Genomic DNA, 21,475 nt, shown 5'->3' with positions numbered 1-21,475 from the left:
TCTAAGTAATAAAAATCTTGAAAAACAGAATTTGACTAATAGCCTGATGAAAACATTTAAAGAAATATACCATAAGCTTATAGAAAAGAAAACTTTAATCCGTTTATTAAAATACGTAACGGGTTTGGCTATTTTTATATTGCTATTAATAATGCTACTATTCTCTTTGGTGTATTTTGAAGTGTTTGGCGCTTTACCCAACAACGAAAAATTATCATCTGTAATAAATGAAGAAGCCTCTTTAATATATTCTTCGGATGATATAATTATCGGTAAAATCTTTACAGAAAACCGAACTAACATCAACATATCACAAATACCAAATCATTTAAAAGAAGCTTTAGTTGCTACTGAAGATAAACGTTTTTATACTCATAATGGTTACGATGGTCAGAGCTATGCAAGAGTATTATTTAAAAGTATTTTAATGCAAGATGCTTCTGGTGGTGGCGGAAGTACAATTACGCAACAATTAATTAAAAACTTATACGGACGAAAATATCACGGTTTTTTAAGCCTGCCCATAAATAAGATTAAAGAACTTATTATTGCTAGTAGAATGGAAGGCTTATATTCTAAAAACGAGATACTTCAATTGTATTTTAATTCGGTTCCTTTTGGTGAAAATATTTTTGGGATAGAATCTGCCGCTAATCGATTTTATAACAAAAAGACAAATGAGTTAAATGCTGAAGAATCTGCGGTGTTGGTTGGTATGTTAAAAGCAAACACCTATTACAACCCAAGGTTGAATCCTGAAAATGCTTTAAGCAGAAGAAATATCGTTCTTCAGCTCATGAAAAACGAACAGTATTTAACTACCAAAACTACAGACAGTTTAAAAAAATTACCACTTACACTAAGCTATAAAAACCTCGATTTAAAAACAACTGCTGGTTATTTTTCTTATCAAGTAAAGAAAAAAGCTGTTAAAATAATAGATAGCATTAATAAAACAAGAAACATAAAACACAATATAGAAGCCGACGGTTTAAAAATATACACTACGTTAAATTACAAATTTCAAAAAATCGCCGAAAAAGCGGCTAAAGAGCAACTTATAGTTAAACAAAAAGAGCTAGATAAAGAGTTACGATCGAATAGTTTAAAAAACAGCTGGTTAAAAAAGAACCGTTTTTCTTCTGAAAAAGACAAACAAAACAAAACCTTTAAGTTGTTCGACTGGGACAGCACTAAAACAATAAAAGGTACTAAAATTGATAGTTTATGGCATTATGCAAAAATGCTTAATGCGTCTGTATTAGTTACAAATCCTAAAAACGGAGCAGTAATTAGTTGGGTTGGTGGTAATAATTTTAAAATGCTTCCTTTTGATATGGTTTTATCACATCGTCAAATAGCTTCTGCTTTTAAACCCATTTTATATGCTACTGCGCTAGAAAATGATATTTCGCCTTGCGACTATTTTGACAACGAAGAAAAAACATATCCCGAATTTAATAATTGGAAACCTCAAAATGCCGATTATAAAACGACTCCAGATAATAAAGTTGCACTATGGAATGCCTTAATTCATTCTATGAATTTACCAACTATCGATCTTTATTTTAAGCTCGAAAGAGAATTATTAATCAATTACTGTGAAAAACTACAGTTTCCTAAAATTACCAATAACGCTCCGTCTATTGCTTTAGGAACCTTAGACTTATCGTTGTCTGAAATAACAAAAGCGTACGGGAGCTTTGCTAATAATGGTGCCATGAACGACTTGTACATGATTACTAAAATTACCGATAAAGAAGGTGCTATTATTTATGAAAGTAAAGAACAGAAGGCTGAAGAAGTCTTTAAAAAAGAAACTACTGAGACACTAACAGCTATTTTACAAAAAGCTGTTGACCAAGGTACGGGAGCTAAGATTAGAAACACTTATAAAATTAAAAGTCAGCTTGCTGCAAAAACAGGTACCGCACAAGATTATACCGATGCTTGGTTTCTTGCCTATACGCCCAATATTGTTTTTGGTACTTGGGTAGGAACTTCAAAAAACACCATACATTTTAAAAGCGGAAAAGGTTCTGGTTCGTCATTAGCTTTACCTATTGTTGCCAATATTATTAAAGAAATAGAGAAAGACACCGAGCTAAGTAAAAAATACTTGACGGACTTTGATATTCCGGAAGATGTTTACGAATCAATAAAATGCCCTGCTTACAGACAAAAAGGAATTAAAGGTTTTTTTAATAGACTTTTTGGAAAGAAGAAAAAGAAAGAAGATTAGTCTTTACATTTTTGAAGTGCTTAGTTTTATTTTTAACTTGTTTTCTGATAACTTAACCTAAATTATGACAAAAAAAGAAACTATAGAAAAAAGTATTTTTGATAAATTTAGAAAATCATATCCTGAATTTCCTTCGGGTAGAACTGAACATATTGATAAACCTGATTTTATTATTCACAGTAAGCAGAAAATTGGAGTAGAAATTACTCAAATATTTAAAGATGATTATAAATCTAACAAAGGATCTCTATTAAAATCAATAGAAGAAATAACTAGAAGAGTTTCGGAAGAAATCTTAAATTTATTCCGAGAGAAACAAATACCTAGATGCTATCTTATAATTCATTTAAATAAAAATGAATTCCCTCTTGTGAGTAGCCCAAATAAAATTGCTGAAATTTTCTTTAATGACATTATTAAAAACATCAACAAAAAAAAGAAAAACTACATACTAGAAATAGATAACAATGGGGATCTACCTAAAATAGTTGAATCATATAAATTAATCTTTGATGAAAAAATAAAAGATTACGAATACATCGAATTGTATTCTACGGTTGGAAAAGAAATTGATAGTTTAAAAATTCAAAACATACTAAATAAAAAAGAAAAAGCTAAAATTACATTTGAAAAATGTGATAAATATTGGTTAGTTATAAAATCAGGCGAATTATCTGCTGATTATTTACCATCTATTCAAATTACATCAAAAAGATTAAGAACAACATTCGATAAAATATTTATTTTAAAATACTTGGAAAATGAACTAATCGAAATTAAGTAAAAACAATAATCTAATATATTCTTATACTTTTTTCCTAAGCAAACAACGTAGCAAAAGCCTCTTCTATTTTACCAACCAAAACTAGTTTTATACCGTGGTTTTTAGAAGATATTTTATTGTATTTCGAGGCTACTAAAGTTTTATACCCTAGTTTTTCAGCTTCTAAAATACGCTGATCAATTTTAGAAACCGGTCGTATTTCTCCTGCCAAACCAACTTCGGCCGCAAAACAAACATTCGGATTAATCGCTAAATCTTGATTCGATGATAAAATTGCTGCAACAACCGCTAAATCTATTGCAGGATCATCTACATGAATTCCGCCTGTAACATTTAAAAAAACATCTTTTGCTCCTAATTTAAAACCTGCTCTTTTTTCTAGCACAGCTAAAATCATGTGCAATCTTTTTAAATTATAACCTGTTGTAGAGCGTTGTGGCGTACCGTAAACTGCGGTAGAAACCAAGGCCTGAATTTCGATCATTAAAGGACGAATACCTTCTAAAGTTGATGCAATTGCGGTTCCGCTTAAATCAGCATCTTTTTTTGAAATTAGTATTTCAGACGGATTAGATACTTCTCGTAATCCGGTTGATAGCATTTCGTAAATTCCGAGTTCGGCAGTAGAACCAAATCGGTTTTTCTGAGAACGTAATATTCTATAGGTATGATTTCTGTCGCCTTCAAATTGTAATACCACATCAACCATGTGTTCTAAAATTTTAGGTCCTGCAATGTGTCCTTCTTTATTAATATGACCAATTAATAATACCGGAGTTGAAGTTTCTTTGGCGAATTTTATAAGTTCTGCTGATGTTTCACGTATTTGAGAAATACTTCCCGGTGAAGCTTCAATAGAATTTGTATGTAAGGTTTGAATAGAATCAATCACCAAAACATCTGGCTTAACCTGTTCTATATTTTTAAAAATTTGCTGTGTATTGGTTTCGGTAAGAATTAAGCAATTAGAATTTGTAGCCTCTAAACGCTCGGCGCGCATTTTAATTTGCGACTGACTTTCTTCACCTGAAACGTACAATACTTTTTGCGGAATTTTTAAAGCGATTTGCAATAACAACGTCGATTTACCAATTCCGGGTTCACCACCTAATAAAACAACAGCTCCTTTTACAATTCCGCCACCTAAAACAGTGTCTAATTCGTTATTTTTTGTTTCAACACGTTCTTCAGGGTTTAACTGAATATCTTGTACTCTTAAAGGTGTAGAAACTCTTTTTTTATTGTTTTCAGGACTTTTCCAAACTCGTTTTTCTTCTTTCTGAATTACCTCTTCAACAATGGTATTCCATTCTTTACAAGTATTGCATTGTCCTGCCCATTGCGCATGTTGCGCTCCGCAGTTTTGACAGAAAAAAGTAGTTTTGGTTTTGGCCATTTAAAATAGATTGGAAGTTTTAAAATACTCTATAGTAATATTCAAAGTTACAAACTAATATCTAATACTATTGATTATTTTTAGCGTCTGTATAAATATTATTCTAAAAAATATTGATCCTTAAAACTAAATTTATTTTAGTTTCTAATTTTCCAAAGTTATGCGATGCTGAAATAAATTCAGTATGACGGTACTATGATTTTTATAATCACGAAAACAGCTTCTTAAACACGGCCGAACAAAAATAGTTTATAACTAAAATTTATAAAGAAACTGCGTTAGGGATTAAGCGGCATGTTTGAGCTCTTTTTTATTTTTTCAAAAAAAGCGAGTAGCGAAAGCGCGACCTGGAAGGTAACGCCCTATTACTTTTTATTTTTATTGTAGATAGGTAATAACAAGAATGCTAAGCCTCCAAAAACAATAATCATTGCCGTTTGGGCTGTCCACATAATCCAACCAAAAGCGGTTGCTGGTTCTTCTGCAATACCAAATAAAGCCAATGCACCTGCAACAGCTACCGGATATAAACCGATACCTCCGTTGGTTGCTGCAATACTAAATCCTCCTGCAATAAAACCAATTAAAACACCTCCTAAAGGAACACTTAAACCATCTATTGCGGGTATTGTTGCCCAAAACATAAGTATATACATTAACCAAATAAATACGGTATGAAAAATAAATGCCCATTTATTCTTCATTTTAAATATGCTCATAACTCCTTCAACTAATCCTGAAATAAAGTTTTTTATTTTTAGACCAATTCCCGATGTTGCTTTTTTTACATATCTCGAAAAGATAAATCCAGCTACGATAAGAACCGCTAATATCGCCCCTATTTTAAGTGGATTAAAATTCTTTGTTAATAATTCATATATAAAATCGAACTGTAGAAATAATGTAATTGCGATGATAGTTAACATCATAATTAAATCCGCCATTCTTTCGGCTACAATAGTTCCGAATCCTTTTTCGAAAGGAATGTTTTCATAATTTGTCATAACCGCAGCACGAGAAACCTCTCCTGCTCTTGGCACTGCGTAATTAACTAAGTATGCTACTAAAACCGCCATGGTGCTATTACCAAAATCTGGCTTATATCCCATTGGTTCTAGTAAAAACTTCCAACGATATGCTCTAGACAAGTGACTTAAAATTCCGAAAAATAACCCTAAAGCTATCCACCAATAATTTGCCTCTTTAAAGTAATCTAACAAAGTTGCTATAGACACTTTTGATAAAGAGTACCAAACCAAAAAACCTCCCAAAACGAGAGGTAGTATAATTTTTAATGCTTTTTTAATATTCAAAATTACGTAAGGGTATTATCTTCTTCGTTAGGAAAAACCAAAGAAGGTTTAAAATTTTTAGCCTCTTCAAGTTCCATAAAAGCGTATACGATTAGTATTAACACATCGCCTTTTGCTACTTTTCTGGCAGCTGCACCGTTTAAGGTAATTTCTCCACTATTTCTTGGTCCTGGAATTGCATATGTTTCTAAACGTTCGCCATTATTGTTATTCACAATCTGAACACGTTCGCCTTCAATAATTCCCGCTGCATCCATTAAATCTTCATCAATGGTAATGCTTCCTATATAATTTAAATCGGCACCCGTAACTTTTACGCGGTGGATTTTAGATTTTACTACTTGTACTAACATAGTGCAAAAATAGTTTTTTAATGATTAATGAGTTGTTTTTGAATGATTTTATTTTAAACGGATATTATCTATCAATCTAATTTCTCCTGCAAAAACAGCAATAAAAGCTCTATATTTATGTTCAGGCTCTTTTTTTACAATGGTCTCTAACGTTTTTTCATTAGCTATTGTAAAATACTCTAATTCTAATAAAGAATGTTTATGAAACTGTTTTTGTACCCATTCAGTAACTTCTACTGCACTATTTATGCCAAATTTCTTCTTTGCTTTTTTAAGTGTTTTATATATAAAAGGAGCTAATTTTCGATGTTCTTTTGTTAATCTTGTATTACGTGAGCTCATTGCTAAACCATCTTCTTCTCTATAAATATTACAACCTTTTATCTTTACCGGAAGCGCATTTTTTTCAACCATCTTTTTGATGATTTGTAACTGCTGAAAATCTTTTTTCCCGAAATAAGCAACGTCAGGTTCCACAATTTCGAATAATGTTTTTACAATAGTTCCGACTCCGTTAAAATGACCATCACGAAATTTCCCTTCCATTTGATGCTCTAAACCATCGAAACTAAAAGACTCTGATTCAATATTTTCACTATACATTTCTTCTACAGACGGAAAAAACAAAACATCGCAATCAACACTTTCCAAAAGCATAAAATCGTTATCAAATGTTTTTGGGTACTTAACTAAATCCTCCTTATTATCAAATTGAGTAGGGTTCACAAAAATACTCACAACCGTTATGTCGTTCTTTTGTTTTGCCTTTTCAACAAGTGATAAATGCCCTTCGTGCAAAGCACCCATAGTAGGAACGAATCCGATAGATTTATTCTTGATTTTTACTTTTGATAAAAATTCTTTTAATTCTGATTTAGTTTTATAAACTTTCATTCTATTACAGTTGAAATGCGTGCAAAATTAGCAATTTAACATCATTTTAGCATAAATTTTCGTATTTTTGCATCTTCAATAAAATAGACGAATTTAATGAAGGATAAGAGAATATTATATGTTTCATCAGAGGTAATACCTTATTTACCTGAAACAGAATTATCATCTACTGCATTTAATGTTGCTAAAAACGCACATTCTAAAGGAGTTCAAACCCGTATTTTTATGCCTCGTTATGGGGTAATAAATGAGCGAAGACATCAATTACATGAAGTAATTCGTTTATCTGGTATGAATTTAATAATTAATGATATGGATATGCCATTGATTATTAAAGTTGCTTCTATTCCGAAAGAAAGAATGCAAGTGTATTTCATTGATAACGACGAATACTTTAAGCGTAAAGCTGTATATTCTGATGAAGATGACAAAATGTTTAGTGATAACGACGAACGTATGATTTTCTTTGCTAAAGGAGTCGTAGAAACCGTTAAAAAACTAAATTGGGCACCAGATATTATTCATGTTCATGGATGGATGGCCTCTTTACTTCCATTATATTTAAAGGAATTTTACAAAGAAGAACCACTTTTTACAGAAAGTAAAATTGTAACTTCTATTTACAACAATAATTTTGAAGGTGAATTAGAAGGCGATCTAGCCAAAAAGGTTCGTTTTGATAAAGTTAATGAATCTAAAATAACAACTTTAGCTACTCCAAACGAAATTAGCATCTTAAAAAGTGCTATTGAAAACTCTGACGCTATTATAAAAGGTAGTGAAGTGTTGCCAGATGAAATTAATGCTTTTATCGATGAAAAAGATACAAAAGTTTTAGAATATCAATCTGAAGAAGTTTTATCAGAAGCTTACTTACAATTTTATAAAGAAAACGTTTTAGAAATAAGCGAATAATAATACAAATGATTAGAAAAATTGGTGTTTTAGGTATTAGCTTGCTATGTTTAGCAACTTTAGTATCGTGTGAAAAAGATTTTAGTGACGTAGGAAGTAGTGTTGTTAACAATACTAAATTTGAAACAGGAGAAATATTATTAGATATAGAAATTGAAACAATTGATATTTCTGAATCGAATCCTTTACCTATATACAAATCAGTTAGAGCCGATAATATAAGTATCGGTGCTTTAGGCGACTATTGGCTTGGTGTATATAATAATGACAATTACAAGACAATAGAAGCTTCTTTTGTTAGTCAGTTATCACTAGCAACTAGTCCAAGAATAAAAGATTTACAGCCTGCTACTGCAAACGGAGAAATAGATTCTGTTTTTGTACTAGATAAAGTTGTTCTTAAACTACCTTACAAAGCTACAAATACAGGTACAGGTACTACTGAAAGACCAATTTTTAGGCTAGATTCTGTTTTAGGTAATAAAGACATTGCAACCTCTTTAAAGGTATATAGAAATGGTACTTTTCTAAATAGATTAGACCCAGATAATCCTACGAAATCTAATAGCTTTCAGTCTAATCATGACTACGACCAACTCGAGTTATTAAATGAGGATATTGGATTTACTTTTAAACCGAATCCTTCTGATACTGCACTAGTATTAACAAGAGGCATTAGCAGCGGTAATACATATGAAAATACTATAAGACTAGCGAACAAAGCTCCTTTCCTAACCATTCCCTTAGATATGGAAAAAATGAAAAGTCTTTTCTGGGATAAACTTGATAGTGATGAGTTTAAAACTACTGATGCTTTTAATTCTTACTTTAAAGGATTAATTGTTAAAGCTGAAGGAAACAACGGAGCGATGGTGCCTCTAAATATAAATGGAAGTATTACTTCTGCTACGCTAGATTTTCACTACACAATCACTAGGTCTGAAAAACAAGAAGGTATTACTGATTTAGTATTTAAGGACAATTTACCGAAAACTATTTCATATTCTTTATCTGGTGTAAGAAACAGTATTTATAAATCGAGTCCTGCTACAATTACTCCTTCTGCAAATAACTTTACTGTGCAGGGAACAACAGGAACAATGGCTAGAATAAAAATTCTTGATGATTTAAAACTTCAAGAATTAAGAGCTAATAACTGGTTAATTAATGATGTTTTATTATCTTTTTATATTAATAATACTATCAACACGGATAAGAACATTATTCCACAACGCTTATTCATCTATCAGGAAAAAGATAACGGAAGTGGTAGTATATCTCCTACACAACTTTCTGACGCATATAAAGAAGCTCCTACTTTTGACGGTAATTTAAGTTTAACTGATGATGGAACTCCTGAAAAATATTCTTTTAGATTAACAGATTACTTATCTGATTTATTAGACGGCACAACAAATGACAACTCTCCATTAGTCTTAAAAACATATAATAACCCTACAGATAACCCTGTAATAAATGGTGTTTTAGATACAAATGTTAGCACATATAACTGGAATCCTAGAGGAGTTACCTTATTAGACGGAAGCGAGACTGCTAATGGGACAAAAAGAGCTGTTTTAAAAATATCATACACAAAAGAAAAGTAAAATATTATGTGCGGAATCACAGGATACATAGGTCATAGAGATGCTTACCCAATTGTTATAAATGGGTTAAAGCGCCTTGAGTATAGAGGTTATGATAGTGCTGGAATAATGATGTACGATGGTGAAAAAATTCACTTATCAAAAACTAAAGGAAAAGTTTCTGATCTAGAAATCATCACCAATAATGATGAAAAAAGAAAAAAAGGAACTATAGGAATCGGGCACACTCGTTGGGCAACTCATGGAGTTCCTAATGATACGAATTCTCATCCACATTTTTCAAAATCAGAAGACTTAGTTATTGTTCATAATGGAATTATAGAAAATTATGACACTATAAAAAAAGAATTAATTTCAAGGGGTTACACCTTTAAAAGTGATACTGATACTGAGGTTTTAATAAACCTTATTGAAGAAGTTAAAAAAAATGAAGGTTGTAAATTAGGAAAAGCAGTACAATTAGCACTTACAAATGTTATTGGAGCGTATGCTATTGCTGTTTTTGATAAAAACAAACCTAACGAGCTAATTGTAGCCAGGCTAGGAAGTCCTATTGCAATTGGCGTAGGGAAGAACAACGAAGAGTTTTTTGTTGCTTCTGATGCTTCTCCTTTTATTGAATACACTAAAGATGCTATTTATTTGGAAGATGGTGAATTAGCTATCATCAAAAAAAATAAAGGTATAAAAATTCGTAAAATCGAAACAGATAAAGAAATCGATGCAAATATCCAAAAACTTCAATTAAGCTTAGAGCAAATTGAAAAAGGAGGTTATGATCACTTTATGCTAAAAGAAATTTACGAACAACCTAAAGCAATCATTGATACCTACAGAGGAAGAATGTTACCTAATGAAGGGATAATTCGTATGGCTGGTATTGATGATAACATTTCTAAGTTTACCAATGCAAGCCGAATTATAATTGTTGCTTGTGGTACTTCTTGGCATGCCGGATTAGTAGGAGAGTATCTTTTTGAAGATATGGCTCGTATTCCTGTTGAAGTAGAGTATGCATCTGAATTTAGATATCGCAATCCGATTATTAACGAAAATGATGTCGTTATTGCTATTTCTCAATCAGGAGAAACAGCTGATACTTTAGCGGCTATTAAATTAGCAAAATCTAAAGGTGCATTTGTTTTCGGAATATGTAATGTTGTTGGTTCTTCTATCGCTAGAGAAACACATGCGGGTGCTTATACGCACGCAGGTCCTGAAATTGGAGTTGCATCAACAAAAGCATTTACAACACAAATAACAGTACTTTCTTTAATTGCTTTAAAATTAGCTAAGGCAAAAGGTACTTTATCAACTTCTGCTGTAAATACTTACTTACAAGCCTTACAACAAATTCCAGCGCAAGTAGAAAAACTACTAAAAACCGATGTACAAATTAAAGAAATAGCAAAGGTTTATAAAGATGCTAAAAACTGTTTATATTTAGGTAGAGGATTTAACTTTCCTGTGGCTTTAGAAGGCGCATTAAAACTAAAAGAAATTTCATACATACATGCAGAAGGTTATCCTGCTGCAGAAATGAAACATGGTCCTATTGCTTTAATTGATGAAAATATGCCAATTTTCGTAATAGCAACAAGTAGAGGACATTATGAAAAAGTGGTTAGTAATATTCAGGAAATAAAGTCTAGAAGTGGTAAAATAATAGCCATCGTAACTGAAGGTGACACGACTGTAAAAGAAATTGCAGATCATGTTATAGAAATTCCTGATACTGAAGAAGCTTTTACTCCTTTATTAACTACAATTCCTTTTCAATTACTATCATATCATATCGCTGTGATGTTAGAAAAAAATGTAGATCAGCCTAGAAATTTAGCTAAATCTGTAACTGTTGAATAAATAGTTATCATTATATACATAAAAAAATCCCGAGATAGTATCTCGGGATTTTTTTATACTTCTTTTTCGAAAGTAAGGTACACAGGAAAATGATCTGAATAACCTCCTTGATACCATGGTCCAACATATGTTCTAAACGGGCTATTTTTAAACTTCCCTTTATAAAACCGCAACCATTCTTTATTTAAAATATCGGCCTTTACAAAAGTAAATCTGCTTTTACTCGAATCAAAAAAATCTCTTGAAAATATAATTTGATCGAACAAATGCCATTCTTTATAAAAAGTAGAAGTTCCTTTTCCTTTTTTAAATAGAGGTTTCATAGGATTGTATAAATCATCAGTAACCAAAAAATTATTAACACTTTCACTTATTGGATTATCATTAAAGTCGCCCATAATAATAAACTTAGCGTTTTTTTCTTTTAATTTAATATTCTTTATTACTTCCTGGGCTTGTTTAGCTGCTTTAATACGTTTTAAACTTGTTTCTTCATCTCCATCTCTTCTCGATGGCCAATGATTGACCAAAACATGTACTAATTCGCCATTTAACTTTCCTTTTACAACTAATAAATCCCGCGTATAATCAACCTCACCTTCTGAATCTTTTAAATAGAGAGAATGTGTATTTGTAGAAATAACTTCAAAAAAATCTTTATTATAAATAAAAGCTACATCGATACCTCTTTCATCAGGCGAATCGTAATGAACATAACTATAATTATATTTTGATAAATTTTTATGCCGAATTAAATCCTTAACCACTTTTGCATTTTCAACCTCTGCTAAACCAACTATAATAGGCGGATGAGCCGATTGATTACTCCCTATTTGACTTACAACTGAGGTTAGTTTTTTAATTTTATGAAGATACTTTTGATGATTCCAATTTCGTTTACTCATAGGCGTAAAATCGTCATCCGCTGTTAAAGGATTATTAACGGTATCAAATAAATTTTCTACATTATAAAAAGCAATGGTAAATGTATTTTTTCTTTTAGATCTACTCATTATAAAAATTTTCATCGAAAGTACTAAATAAAAAAGCACGCTATAAATAGCGTGCTTTAAAATATAATAAAAAGTAATAATTATACTACTCCTTGATCTAACATTGCATCGGCAACTTTCACGAAACCTGCAATATTTGCTCCTTTTACGTAATCAACAAAACCGTTTTCATCAGTACCATATTCAACACAAGAAGCGTGAATATCATTCATTATTTGATTTAATTTAGCATCAACTTCTTCTCTTGTCCAGTTATAACGTAATGAGTTCTGACTCATTTCTAAACCAGAAGTTGCAACTCCACCTGCATTTGACGCTTTTCCTGGAGCGAATAAAATTTTCGCTTCTTGAAATGCTTCAACAGCTTCTGGTGTAGAAGGCATGTTTGCTCCTTCTGCAACACAAATACATCCATTTGCTAATAATGTTTTAGCTTCCTCACCATTTAACTCATTTTGAGTTGCACATGGTAAAGCTACATCACATTTAATTCCCCAAGGTCTTTCACCTGCAAAGAATTTAGCATTTGGATATTTATCAACATATTCGCTAATTCTACCTCTGCGAACATTTTTAATTTCCATCACATAAGCTAATTTATCAGCATCTATTCCATCAGCATCATAAATATAACCTGAAGAATCTGACATAGTAACCACTTTAGCTCCTAATTCAGTAGCCTTTTCAGTTGCATATTGAGCTACATTTCCAGAACCTGAAACAACAACTGTTTTACCGTTAAAAGAATCGTTTTTAGTTTTCAACATATTTTGTGCAAAATACACATCACCATAACCTGTAGCTTCTGGTCTTATTAAAGATCCACCCCAAGAACGGCCTTTACCTGTTAAAACACCAACGAATTCGTTACGTAATTTTTTATATTGACCGAACATAAATCCGATTTCTCTACCTCCAACTCCAATATCTCCTGCAGGAACATCAGTATTAGCTCCAATATGACGGAATAACTCAGACATAAAAGCTTGACAAAATGCCATTACTTCACGATCAGATTTTCCTTTTGGATTAAAGTCAGAACCTCCTTTTCCTCCACCCATTGGCAAAGTAGTTAATGAATTTTTGAATACTTGCTCGAATCCTAAGAATTTTAAAATTGATAAGTTTACAGATGGGTGAAAACGTAAACCTCCTTTATAAGGTCCAATTGCCGAGTTAAACTCAACTCTGTAACCTCTGTTAACTTGAGTTTCTCCTTTATCATCAACCCAAGCAACTCTAAACAATAAAGTTCTCTCTGGCTCTACCATTCTTTCTAACAATTTCTTATCCTGGTACTTAGGATTGTTTTCTATAAATGGAATTACAGTTTCTGCAACTTCATGTACAGCTTGTAAAAATTCTGGCTCATTAGAATTACGTTCTTTAACGTATTCTATAAATGCATTTATTTTAGATTCCATAATTTTAATTATGTTGTATTATAATTTAAACAATTTTGTTAGGCAAATATAATTAATTTACAATTTGTTAAATTTAAAAAAAACAATTATTTACCTATTTTCTTAAAAATACCAATAGTTTTTATTCTATTGAGCTCAATAGTCGAGAACTCTTCTAAAAACCAACACTTTTTTTCATTAAAAAAGCATAAATTTGCAACCTAAATATTCCGAAAAAATTAAGATGTTAGATAAGGTAAAAGAATTGATTGGTGATGTAAAGGCTTTTCAAGCAACTTCTAAAGATGAAGTTGAAGCTTTCAGAATAAAATATTTGGGTAGCAAAGGTTTGTTAAAAGATTTATTTGCTGAATTCAAAAATGTAGATGCTGCCATGCGTAAAGACTTTGGTCAGGCATTAAACAATTTAAAAAAATCTGCTGAAGAAAAAGTAAACGAATTAAACGATACTTTAGAAAGTGCTGTTGAAGAAAATGGTATTTATGGCGATTTAACGCGTCCGTCTGAAGCAATAAACTTAGGTTCTCGTCACCCAATATCTTTAGTTAAAAACAAGATTATTGAAGTTTTTAATCGAATTGGATTTACAGTTTCTGAAGGTCCAGAAATTGAAGATGATTGGCATAATTTTACCGCATTAAATTTACCAGAATATCACCCTGCACGTGATATGCAGGATACTTTTTTTATTGATAAAAATCCAGATACTTTATTAAGAACGCATACCTCATCGGTACAAGTTCGTTATATGGAAAACAATACGCCGCCTATTAGAACAATTTCTCCAGGTCGTGTTTTTCGTAATGAAGATATTTCATCAAGATCGCACTGTATTTTTCATCAAGTAGAAGGTTTATATATTGATACTGATGTTTCATTTGCCGATTTAAAGCAAACCTTATTATATTTTACCAAAGAGATGTTCGGTAAGTCTAAAATTCGTTTAAGACCTTCTTACTTTCCATTTACAGAGCCAAGTGCTGAAGTAGATATTTACTGGGGACTAGAAACTGAAACAGATTACAGAATTACAAAAGGAACAGGTTGGTTAGAAATTATGGGGTGCGGTATGGTAGATCCTAATGTATTAAAGAATGCGAATATAGATCCTACAGTATATTCTGGATATGCTTTTGGAATGGGGATTGAACGTATAGCAATGTTATTATATCAAATACCAGATATTCGTATGTTTTATGAAAATGATAAACGTTTCTTAGAACAGTTTAAATCTGTAATTTAATTACTACAAAAATAAAGCAAAAGTTGAAAAGCATAGATTCAGTTCTACTTTTCAACTTTTTGCATTTAACAACTATATAAAATGAAGAAAGACATTAAAATCCCTAAAGTAGAAAATGTTGAAATAGCCATTACTTTAGAAAAAAATGAGCAAGACGGCGCTAATGAATGGTGCGTATATATCATCAATAAAAAAGAAGTTCCTTTAGAAATGATTGTTATTGTTTCGCAAGGCTTTTCAGAAACAAAAAAAACATCATTGTTCCGTAGAAAAATAGATGTATTACCTGCTAATTCGTTTTCTAAATTCGAAATAATGCAACCTGAATTATTTGCATTAGACAACCAATTTCAGGTTACATTTTTTGAAAATAATGTACTACACGATAAAACATTTATTTTTCAAGCAGGCACAATTCAAGAAGGATTTTTTAGAGATATTGATCTCTTAAATAAAAAAGGAGTTAGTATTAAATAAAAAGAACTTCTTTCAATAATAAAATTTATAAGAGAGGTTACATTTCGATCTCTCTTTATTATTTACCTATAAAAAAACGTATTTATGCTTACAGATATTCAAGAGTTAGTCGCCAGTTTTTCATCATGGATTTGGGGAATGCCATTATTAATATTATTAATAGGTGGTGGACTTTACCTGTTTGTATACTCTGGTCTAGTTCCTTTTAAATACATGGGCCATGCTATTGCAATTTTAAGAGGTAAATATGATAAGAAAGATTCTCCTGGAGATTTATCTCACTACGAAGCACTATCATCTGCAATTGCTGCAACGGTAGGAATGGGAAACATCAGTGGTGTAGCAATTGCCATTGCCATGGGGGGTCCTGGCGCCATTTTTTGGATGTGGGTAAGTGCCTTTGTAGGTATGGCTACTAAGTTTTTCACCTGTACTTTAGCTATTATGTATAGAGGAGAAGATGAAGAAGGAAATGCAAAAGGAGGCCCAATGTATGTAATTACAGAAGGTTTAGGTAAAAAATGGAAACCTTTAGCTATGTTTTTCGCTACTGCTGGTTTGGTAGGAACTTTACCCGCTTTTCAAGCAAATCAATTAACACAAACAATGATTGATGTTTTTAATGTGAACGAAGCAAATGAGTTTTCGGCTAAATTACTAATAGGAATAACCATTGCTGCCATTGTTTCTACCGTAATTTTTGGCGGAATTCAACGAATAGGAAAAGTTGCAGGTAAATTAGTTCCTCTAATGGTGGTTATCTATTTATTAACCGTTATAACTATTTTATTTATAAAAATAGATGAGATTCCTTCAATAATTTCTTTAATTTTTACAGATGCCTTTTCTGGTAATGCTGTTTTAGGTGGTGCCTTAGGTGCTTTAATAATTACAGGTGTAAAACGTGCTGCTTTTTCTAACGAAGCAGGTTTAGGAACCGCACCAATGATGCACGGAACTGCAAAGACAGACGAACCAATTAGAGAAGGTTTAGTTGCCATGTTAGGCCCAGCAATAGATACCTTGTTGGTGTGTACATTAACGGCATTGGCAATTTTATCATCAGGTGTTTGGCAAGGTTTTGACGGAAACGGTATCTCAATGACTTTAGCTGCCTTCGATTCGGTATTACCTTTTCACTCAGGAAGCATTATTTTAACTATCTGTGTGTTAATTTTCGCCTTTTCTACCCTATTCACCTATTCATTTTACGGATTTAGTTGTTTAAGTTATTTAACAAGTGTTAAAACTGGTAAATACTACAATCATTTTTATGTTTTAGTAATTATAGTAGCTTCAATTATTAAACTAGATTTTGTAATTAATTTAATGGACAGTGCTTATGCTTTAATGGCAATTCCAACCGTACTTTCTACGCTTATTTTAGCACCAAAAGTTAAAAAAGCGGCTAGTGTATATTTTCAGAAATTAAAATCAGGCGCTTTTAACTAAGTATTCTTTTATCGACTTTATAACAAAACAGCTATTGTAATTATCACATCTAAAATAAGGTTAATAATAAATTATCAAGAAAAGGAATCTTGTTAACTCAATTATTTACTAAAAAACTATCTATAAAAAGCTAAAATTAAAAAGAGTTATTACAACCGAAGTACAGACTCCTAAATCGGTCTAGGAGATATATTGATTAGTAGGTTAAGAAGAAGTTTGAGTTAGTGATATTGCTAATATTTGAGGTAAGCAAACCCCAAGTTGTTAAACCCTCAACTAATTCCTATTCTAAAGAAATATTATAAGGAAAGATGTCCCTAATAACGTAGAAGAAGCGTTCTTTAAGTGTTTTATAATTACTTAAAGGTAAATGAAAAACTGGATTGATTATTCAGGTTGAGCTTTAAATATCATGTTTTAATCGTTTTTAAAAAAATAAAATATAACATCTACTACCAGGCAAATCCTAACAAAATGCACTCTTTTTTAAAACACAATAAATAAAAGAGCTATTGGTTTTTAAGAAGACTGAATTGATTAAAATACAATTGCCTCTATCATAAAAAACACGAACACCTAATAACTACAAGTATTCTTAAAATAAATTAAAAATTAAAACCTATAAAATATTAAAGGGAGTAATATAAAATCACTCCCTTTAACATTATATTATGTAACATTATTTTAAAATGCTAAAATTTAAAGAATATGTTTTCTAGTTTAACATAGAAGCTCTTGAACCTCCTGCTGCAAAAATAGCTCTCATTCTAGATTTTTGACCTTCAGAGAACATTGTCATACAAGCATCATCAGTATAATCCATATAGTTCATTGTCATATCGTTAGATTTACAATTAACTGTAGGATAAGAAGGACAACCATAGTTAGGTGCATCAGAAGATGGAGTATCAGCTACGAAATCATCTTGACGACATCTACCATCACCCCAAATATGACGTAAGTTTAAGTAATGACCAACTTCGTGAGTCATAGTACGACCACCATTAAACGGAGCAGATACATAACCTGTAGTTCCGAAATATTGAGGAGAACAAACAACACCATCAGTAGCAGAACTACCCCCTGGAAATTGAGCATATCCTAAAATACCTCCACCAATATTAGCAACCCAAATATTTAAGTGAGTAGCTGGTGTTACTGGAGGATAAGCAGATTTCACTGCATTATTAGTTCCCCAAGACGAAGTAGAGTTAGAATGTCTGAAAGTACCTGCTAAAGAAAAAGAAATTTCTGAATCAGCAGCCAATCCTGAAAACTCAGATGGTGTGTTACCTGCGTCAGAATTTTGCTTTCTAAAGTCAGCATTTAAAACTGTAATTTGCGAAGCTATTTGTGCATTACTTATGTTTTGTTGAGAATTACTGTAAACAACGTGTACATATACTGGAATGTTAACTATTCCTAAATTATCTGGTTCTGGAGTCGTACCTCCACCACCGTTACCTCCGCCACCTTTTACTGGCTTTCCTTTAGCAGCAATAAGTTTACGTGTAGCATACTCGATATCGTACATTTTTTTGTACAACCCTGGGTTTTCTTTTAATTGACGATTTAAAACTTTCATAGAATGACACTTGTCATTAGCCCCACCTCTTGCTTGATTATCATCTGTTGTTAAATAAAAGTCTCCCATATCAACAACTGTTTCTTGTTCAGGTAAAACAGCATCGTTAGCATTGTCTTGACATCCTACTAAAATGGAAGCAGCTACCGCTAATGTTAAAAAAATTCTTTTCATGTTGTAAAAAATTTAAATTAGTTTAATTAATAATCATCCCCTTTGGATAATACTTTGCTAAAAACCTAATTAAATAAATAATCACAAACAAAAAGGTTAATTTGCTGACAATTAATTAATAATTTGAAGGGTTTATTAACGATGAGCAATCTACACTTTTTTTTTAAAAAGTTAACAAAAAGTTAATAAAACAACAATTTCCTTTAAAAATCACCTGTAGCGCTTACTTTCAAACAAAATGAATTGTTTAATTTTTATGCCAAAAAAAGAATAAACTTCAATTTTAAACACAAATAGATAAAAACAATTCATTTTTAACATTAAAAAATTACATTTATATCAAAATCAAACTACAGAAATAAATTCTACATAAACAACTATCTTTATCTTCTAAAAAAAACATTTATGGAAAACTCATTTAACAATAAAGTTCTAGTCGCTCAAGTATCAGAAACAGATAGAGTTGCTTTTTACAAAAAAACCTATGCGCACGTTGGTTTAGGTGTGCTTTTATTTATCGTATTTGAATATTTATTATTGCAAAATGCCACAATAGTGGAGTTTGCTTTATCGATGACCCAAGGTTATAAATGGCTATTATTATTAGGAGGCTTTATGTTAATTACCAATTATGCAGAAAGCACGGCTTTAAAAACATCGGACAAGAACTTACAATATTTAGCATATTCGGGATACGTATTTGCAGAAGCTTTTATTTTTATCCCGCTTATATATATGGCCATTTCTTATACCAATAATTTTGAAATTATTAAACAAGCCGGAATCGTAACCCTAGGCTTGTTTGTAGGAATATCATCAATTGTATTTATCACCAAAAAAGATTTCTCTTTTATAAAAGCAGGCTTAAGTGTTGGTTTTTTTATTGCAATCGCACTTATTATTGCGGGTACTTTATTTGGTTTTAACTTAGGTTTGTGGTTTTCTGTAGGAATGTGTGTGTTAGCTGCAGGTTCTATTTTATACCAAACATCTAACTTGGTTAACAAATTTTCTACCAACGATTATATACCGGCTGCATTAGGCTTATTTGCTTCTTTAATGCTGTTATTTTGGTATGTTTTACAAATTTTTATGTCGAGAGATTAAGAACCTGTAAAATTAATTTGAAGCTATTTCCCGCTTTCTGCACTCGCTTTTTTTAAGAAAAATAAAAAAGAGCTCAAACAAATGCTTCAATCGGGGCTAGGCATTTTTACACGATTGTATATTTAAATAAGATTAAATTATCGTCATGCTGAATTTGGTTCAGCATCGCATAAAAAGTAGAACTGTGGCAAATCAGGATGTGAACCTGAAATAAATTCAGGTTGACGGATTCGATTTATTATATTTTCTGTTATATTTTTTTTAGGTAAAATTTAAACAGACTCTAAATTAAAAAACCTCACAGATTTTTAAATTCTGTGAGGTTTTTTTGTTTGATACAAAATGTTATTTTAACTCAACATCATTTGTGCTCTTTTTAAAGAAGCTACCAAAACATCTATTTCTTCTTTGGTATTGTAAAAAGCAAATGACGCTCTTACCGTACCCGGAATACAATAAAAATTCATAATAGGCTGTGCACAATGATGCCCTGTACGAACAGCAACACCCAATTTATCTAAAATACTACCAATATCATAAGGATGAATTCCTTCGATATTAAATGATATTACAGATGCTTTATTAGTGGTTCCGTATATTTTTAAATTTTCTATTTTCTCTAATTCTTCCGTCCCGTATGCTAACAGTTCACTTTCTTGTTTTGCAATGTTTTCAAAGCCAATTTCATTCATATAATCTATGGCTGCTCCAAAAGCAATTCCTCCACAAATATTAGGTGTTCCTGCTTCAAATTTATGAGGCAAACCTGCGTAGGTAGTTTTTTCGAAAGTTACGGTTTCAATCATCTCTCCTCCTCCTTGATATGGCGGCAGTAAGTTTAATAACTCTTCTTTACCGTATAATAAACCAACACCTGTTGGGCCACACATTTTATGAGCAGAAGCTACATAAAAATCTACATCTAACTCCTGAACATCTGGTTTTATATGCGGTACCGCTTGTGCACCATCAATTAAAACATAAGCTCCGAATTTATGAGCTGCATGAATAATTTCCTTTATCGGATTTATGGTTCCTAATGCATTTGATACATGATTACAAAAAACCAATTTCGTTTTTGCATTTAATAACTCGTGATACACATCCATTCGTAATGAACCGTCTTCATCCATCGGAATCACTTTTAAAATCGCTCCTGTTTTTTCACAAAGCATTTGCCAAGGAACAATATTCGAGTGGTGTTCTAAAGCAGAAACGATAACTTCATCTCCCTCTTTTAACAAAGCTGCAAATCCTGAAGCTACAATATTAATACTATGCGTTGTACCTGTTGTTAAAATAATCTCGTACGACTGTTTTGCGTTAAAGTGCTTCTGAACTTTAAGACGTGCTTCTTCATACTTATCAGTTGCTTCCTGGCTTAAAGTATGTACGCCTCTATGAATATTCGCATTGTAATTAGAGTAATAATCAACAATAGCATCAATAACCACTTGTGGCGTTTGTGAAGTTGCGCCATTATCAAAATACACTAATTTTTTTCCGTGTACCTCTCTATTAAGAATAGGAAAATCAGCTCTAATTTCGTCTACATTAAACATATAAAAATCATTATTTTAAACAAAGGTACTGCTTGCTTTTTCAAATACAAACATCAAACAATTAAATTCTT

At 31.5% G+C, this 21,475-nt stretch carries 17 protein-coding genes; 9 read left to right on the top strand and 8 right to left on the bottom strand.

Features of this window, described 5'->3' with window-relative positions:
- The first annotated feature begins 46 nt into the window (after positions 1-46).
- The gene (locus tag H0I30_RS11545) at positions 47-2,242 is read left to right on the top strand and encodes a transglycosylase domain-containing protein (protein ID WP_218772012.1); all 2,196 of its coding nucleotides are present in this window, start codon (positions 47-49) and stop codon (positions 2,240-2,242) included.
- A gap of 64 nt (positions 2,243-2,306) precedes the next feature.
- On the top strand, positions 2,307-3,026 hold the full coding sequence (locus tag H0I30_RS11540; protein WP_218772011.1) for a hypothetical protein: 720 nt from the start codon (positions 2,307-2,309) through the stop codon (positions 3,024-3,026).
- A gap of 34 nt (positions 3,027-3,060) precedes the next feature.
- On the opposite strand, the gene radA is transcribed toward H0I30_RS11540, so the two are convergent.
- The 4 genes from radA to panC all read right to left on the bottom strand — a co-directional run bounded on the left by radA (position 3,061) and on the right by panC (position 6,982).
- Positions 3,061-4,422 (bottom strand): DNA repair protein RadA, encoded by a 1,362-nt coding sequence (radA, locus tag H0I30_RS11535; RefSeq protein WP_218772010.1) that lies wholly within the window; start codon positions 4,420-4,422, stop codon positions 3,061-3,063.
- Positions 4,423-4,787: 365 nt separating this feature from the next.
- Positions 4,788-5,735 (bottom strand): lysylphosphatidylglycerol synthase transmembrane domain-containing protein, encoded by a 948-nt coding sequence (locus tag H0I30_RS11530; protein ID WP_218772009.1) that lies wholly within the window; start codon positions 5,733-5,735, stop codon positions 4,788-4,790.
- A 2-nt stretch (positions 5,736-5,737) separates the two neighbouring features.
- Positions 5,738-6,088, bottom strand: coding sequence for an aspartate 1-decarboxylase (gene panD / locus H0I30_RS11525; protein WP_218772008.1), 351 nt, complete (start codon positions 6,086-6,088; stop codon positions 5,738-5,740).
- A gap of 48 nt (positions 6,089-6,136) precedes the next feature.
- Entirely contained in the window at positions 6,137-6,982 is an 846-nt protein-coding gene (gene panC, locus H0I30_RS11520) for a pantoate--beta-alanine ligase (protein WP_218772007.1), read from the bottom strand.
- Positions 6,983-7,078: 96 nt separating this feature from the next.
- Between panC and H0I30_RS11515 the strand changes: the two genes are divergently transcribed.
- The 3 genes from H0I30_RS11515 to glmS are packed head-to-tail and all read left to right on the top strand — an operon-like array spanning position 7,079 to position 11,367.
- Positions 7,079-7,897 carry a glycogen/starch synthase gene (locus H0I30_RS11515; RefSeq protein WP_218772006.1) on the top strand — a complete coding sequence of 273 codons (819 nt, stop codon included), beginning with the start codon at positions 7,079-7,081 and terminating at the stop codon, positions 7,895-7,897.
- 8 nt (positions 7,898-7,905) lie between these two features.
- Positions 7,906-9,504, top strand: a complete 1,599-nt coding sequence (locus H0I30_RS11510) for a DUF4270 family protein (RefSeq protein WP_218772005.1) — start codon at positions 7,906-7,908, stop codon at positions 9,502-9,504.
- A gap of 6 nt (positions 9,505-9,510) precedes the next feature.
- Entirely contained in the window at positions 9,511-11,367 is a 1,857-nt protein-coding gene (gene glmS, locus H0I30_RS11505; RefSeq protein ID WP_218772004.1) for a glutamine--fructose-6-phosphate transaminase (isomerizing), read from the top strand.
- 53 nt (positions 11,368-11,420) lie between these two features.
- On the opposite strand, the gene H0I30_RS11500 is transcribed toward glmS, so the two are convergent.
- Both H0I30_RS11500 and gdhA read right to left on the bottom strand, forming a co-directional pair.
- Positions 11,421-12,380: an endonuclease/exonuclease/phosphatase family protein gene (locus H0I30_RS11500; protein WP_255554382.1), complete on the bottom strand. Its 960-nt coding sequence runs from the start codon at positions 12,378-12,380 to the stop codon at positions 11,421-11,423.
- Between the two features lie 80 nt (positions 12,381-12,460).
- Complete coding sequence (gdhA, locus tag H0I30_RS11495; RefSeq protein ID WP_218772002.1) at positions 12,461-13,804, bottom strand: NADP-specific glutamate dehydrogenase; 1,344 nt, start codon at positions 13,802-13,804, stop codon at positions 12,461-12,463.
- Between the two features lie 223 nt (positions 13,805-14,027).
- Here gdhA and pheS point away from each other — a divergent pair, with 223 nt between their 5' ends.
- The 3 genes from pheS (at position 14,028) to H0I30_RS11480 (ending at position 16,976) form a co-directional block, all read left to right on the top strand.
- Positions 14,028-15,047, top strand: coding sequence for a phenylalanine--tRNA ligase subunit alpha (gene pheS / locus H0I30_RS11490; RefSeq protein ID WP_218772001.1), 1,020 nt, complete (start codon positions 14,028-14,030; stop codon positions 15,045-15,047).
- 81 nt (positions 15,048-15,128) lie between these two features.
- On the top strand, positions 15,129-15,524 hold the full coding sequence (locus tag H0I30_RS11485) for a hypothetical protein (protein WP_218772000.1): 396 nt from the start codon (positions 15,129-15,131) through the stop codon (positions 15,522-15,524).
- A gap of 84 nt (positions 15,525-15,608) precedes the next feature.
- The gene (locus tag H0I30_RS11480; RefSeq protein WP_218771999.1) at positions 15,609-16,976 is read left to right on the top strand and encodes a sodium:alanine symporter family protein; all 1,368 of its coding nucleotides are present in this window, start codon (positions 15,609-15,611) and stop codon (positions 16,974-16,976) included.
- A gap of 715 nt (positions 16,977-17,691) precedes the next feature.
- On the opposite strand, the gene H0I30_RS11475 is transcribed toward H0I30_RS11480, so the two are convergent.
- Positions 17,692-18,735: a zinc metalloprotease gene (locus H0I30_RS11475; RefSeq protein WP_218771998.1), complete on the bottom strand. Its 1,044-nt coding sequence runs from the start codon at positions 18,733-18,735 to the stop codon at positions 17,692-17,694.
- Positions 18,736-19,140: 405 nt separating this feature from the next.
- Between H0I30_RS11475 and H0I30_RS11470 the strand changes: the two genes are divergently transcribed.
- Positions 19,141-19,842 carry a Bax inhibitor-1 family protein gene (locus H0I30_RS11470; protein WP_218771997.1) on the top strand — a complete coding sequence of 234 codons (702 nt, stop codon included), beginning with the start codon at positions 19,141-19,143 and terminating at the stop codon, positions 19,840-19,842.
- A 350-nt stretch (positions 19,843-20,192) separates the two neighbouring features.
- Here H0I30_RS11470 and H0I30_RS11465 read toward each other — a convergent pair whose 3' ends face one another.
- Positions 20,193-21,404: an aminotransferase class V-fold PLP-dependent enzyme gene (locus H0I30_RS11465; protein WP_218771996.1), complete on the bottom strand. Its 1,212-nt coding sequence runs from the start codon at positions 21,402-21,404 to the stop codon at positions 20,193-20,195.
- Positions 21,405-21,475: the final 71 nt, after the last annotated feature.

Origin of the sequence: Tenacibaculum sp. AHE14PA, assembly GCF_019278465.1 — a bacterium.
Lineage (GTDB): Bacteria > Bacteroidota > Bacteroidia > Flavobacteriales > Flavobacteriaceae > Polaribacter > Polaribacter bernardetii.
Note: the sequence above shows the minus strand (reverse complement) of the source record. Positions and strands in the feature narration are given on the sequence as shown.

Excerpts from the sequence above, each read along its gene's own strand:
- H0I30_RS11545 (WP_218772012.1), top strand. The coding sequence starts at position 47 with ATGAAAACATTTAAAGAAATATACCATAAGCTTATAGAAAAGAAAACT.
- H0I30_RS11540 (WP_218772011.1), top strand. The coding sequence starts at position 2,307 with ATGACAAAAAAAGAAACTATAGAAAAAAGTATTTTTGATAAATTTAGA.
- radA (WP_218772010.1), bottom strand. The coding sequence starts at position 4,422 with ATGGCCAAAACCAAAACTACTTTTTTCTGTCAAAACTGCGGAGCGCAA.
- panD (WP_218772008.1), bottom strand. The coding sequence starts at position 6,088 with ATGTTAGTACAAGTAGTAAAATCTAAAATCCACCGCGTAAAAGTTACG.
- panC (WP_218772007.1), bottom strand. The coding sequence starts at position 6,982 with ATGAAAGTTTATAAAACTAAATCAGAATTAAAAGAATTTTTATCAAAA.
- H0I30_RS11515 (WP_218772006.1), top strand. The coding sequence starts at position 7,079 with ATGAAGGATAAGAGAATATTATATGTTTCATCAGAGGTAATACCTTAT.
- H0I30_RS11510 (WP_218772005.1), top strand. The coding sequence starts at position 7,906 with ATGATTAGAAAAATTGGTGTTTTAGGTATTAGCTTGCTATGTTTAGCA.
- glmS (WP_218772004.1), top strand. The coding sequence starts at position 9,511 with ATGTGCGGAATCACAGGATACATAGGTCATAGAGATGCTTACCCAATT.
- H0I30_RS11500 (WP_255554382.1), bottom strand. The coding sequence starts at position 12,380 with ATGAGTAGATCTAAAAGAAAAAATACATTTACCATTGCTTTTTATAAT.
- gdhA (WP_218772002.1), bottom strand. The coding sequence starts at position 13,804 with ATGGAATCTAAAATAAATGCATTTATAGAATACGTTAAAGAACGTAAT.
- pheS (WP_218772001.1), top strand. The coding sequence starts at position 14,028 with ATGTTAGATAAGGTAAAAGAATTGATTGGTGATGTAAAGGCTTTTCAA.
- H0I30_RS11485 (WP_218772000.1), top strand. The coding sequence starts at position 15,129 with ATGAAGAAAGACATTAAAATCCCTAAAGTAGAAAATGTTGAAATAGCC.
- H0I30_RS11480 (WP_218771999.1), top strand. The coding sequence starts at position 15,609 with ATGCTTACAGATATTCAAGAGTTAGTCGCCAGTTTTTCATCATGGATT.
- H0I30_RS11475 (WP_218771998.1), bottom strand. The coding sequence starts at position 18,735 with ATGAAAAGAATTTTTTTAACATTAGCGGTAGCTGCTTCCATTTTAGTA.
- H0I30_RS11470 (WP_218771997.1), top strand. The coding sequence starts at position 19,141 with ATGGAAAACTCATTTAACAATAAAGTTCTAGTCGCTCAAGTATCAGAA.
- H0I30_RS11465 (WP_218771996.1), bottom strand. The coding sequence starts at position 21,404 with ATGTTTAATGTAGACGAAATTAGAGCTGATTTTCCTATTCTTAATAGA.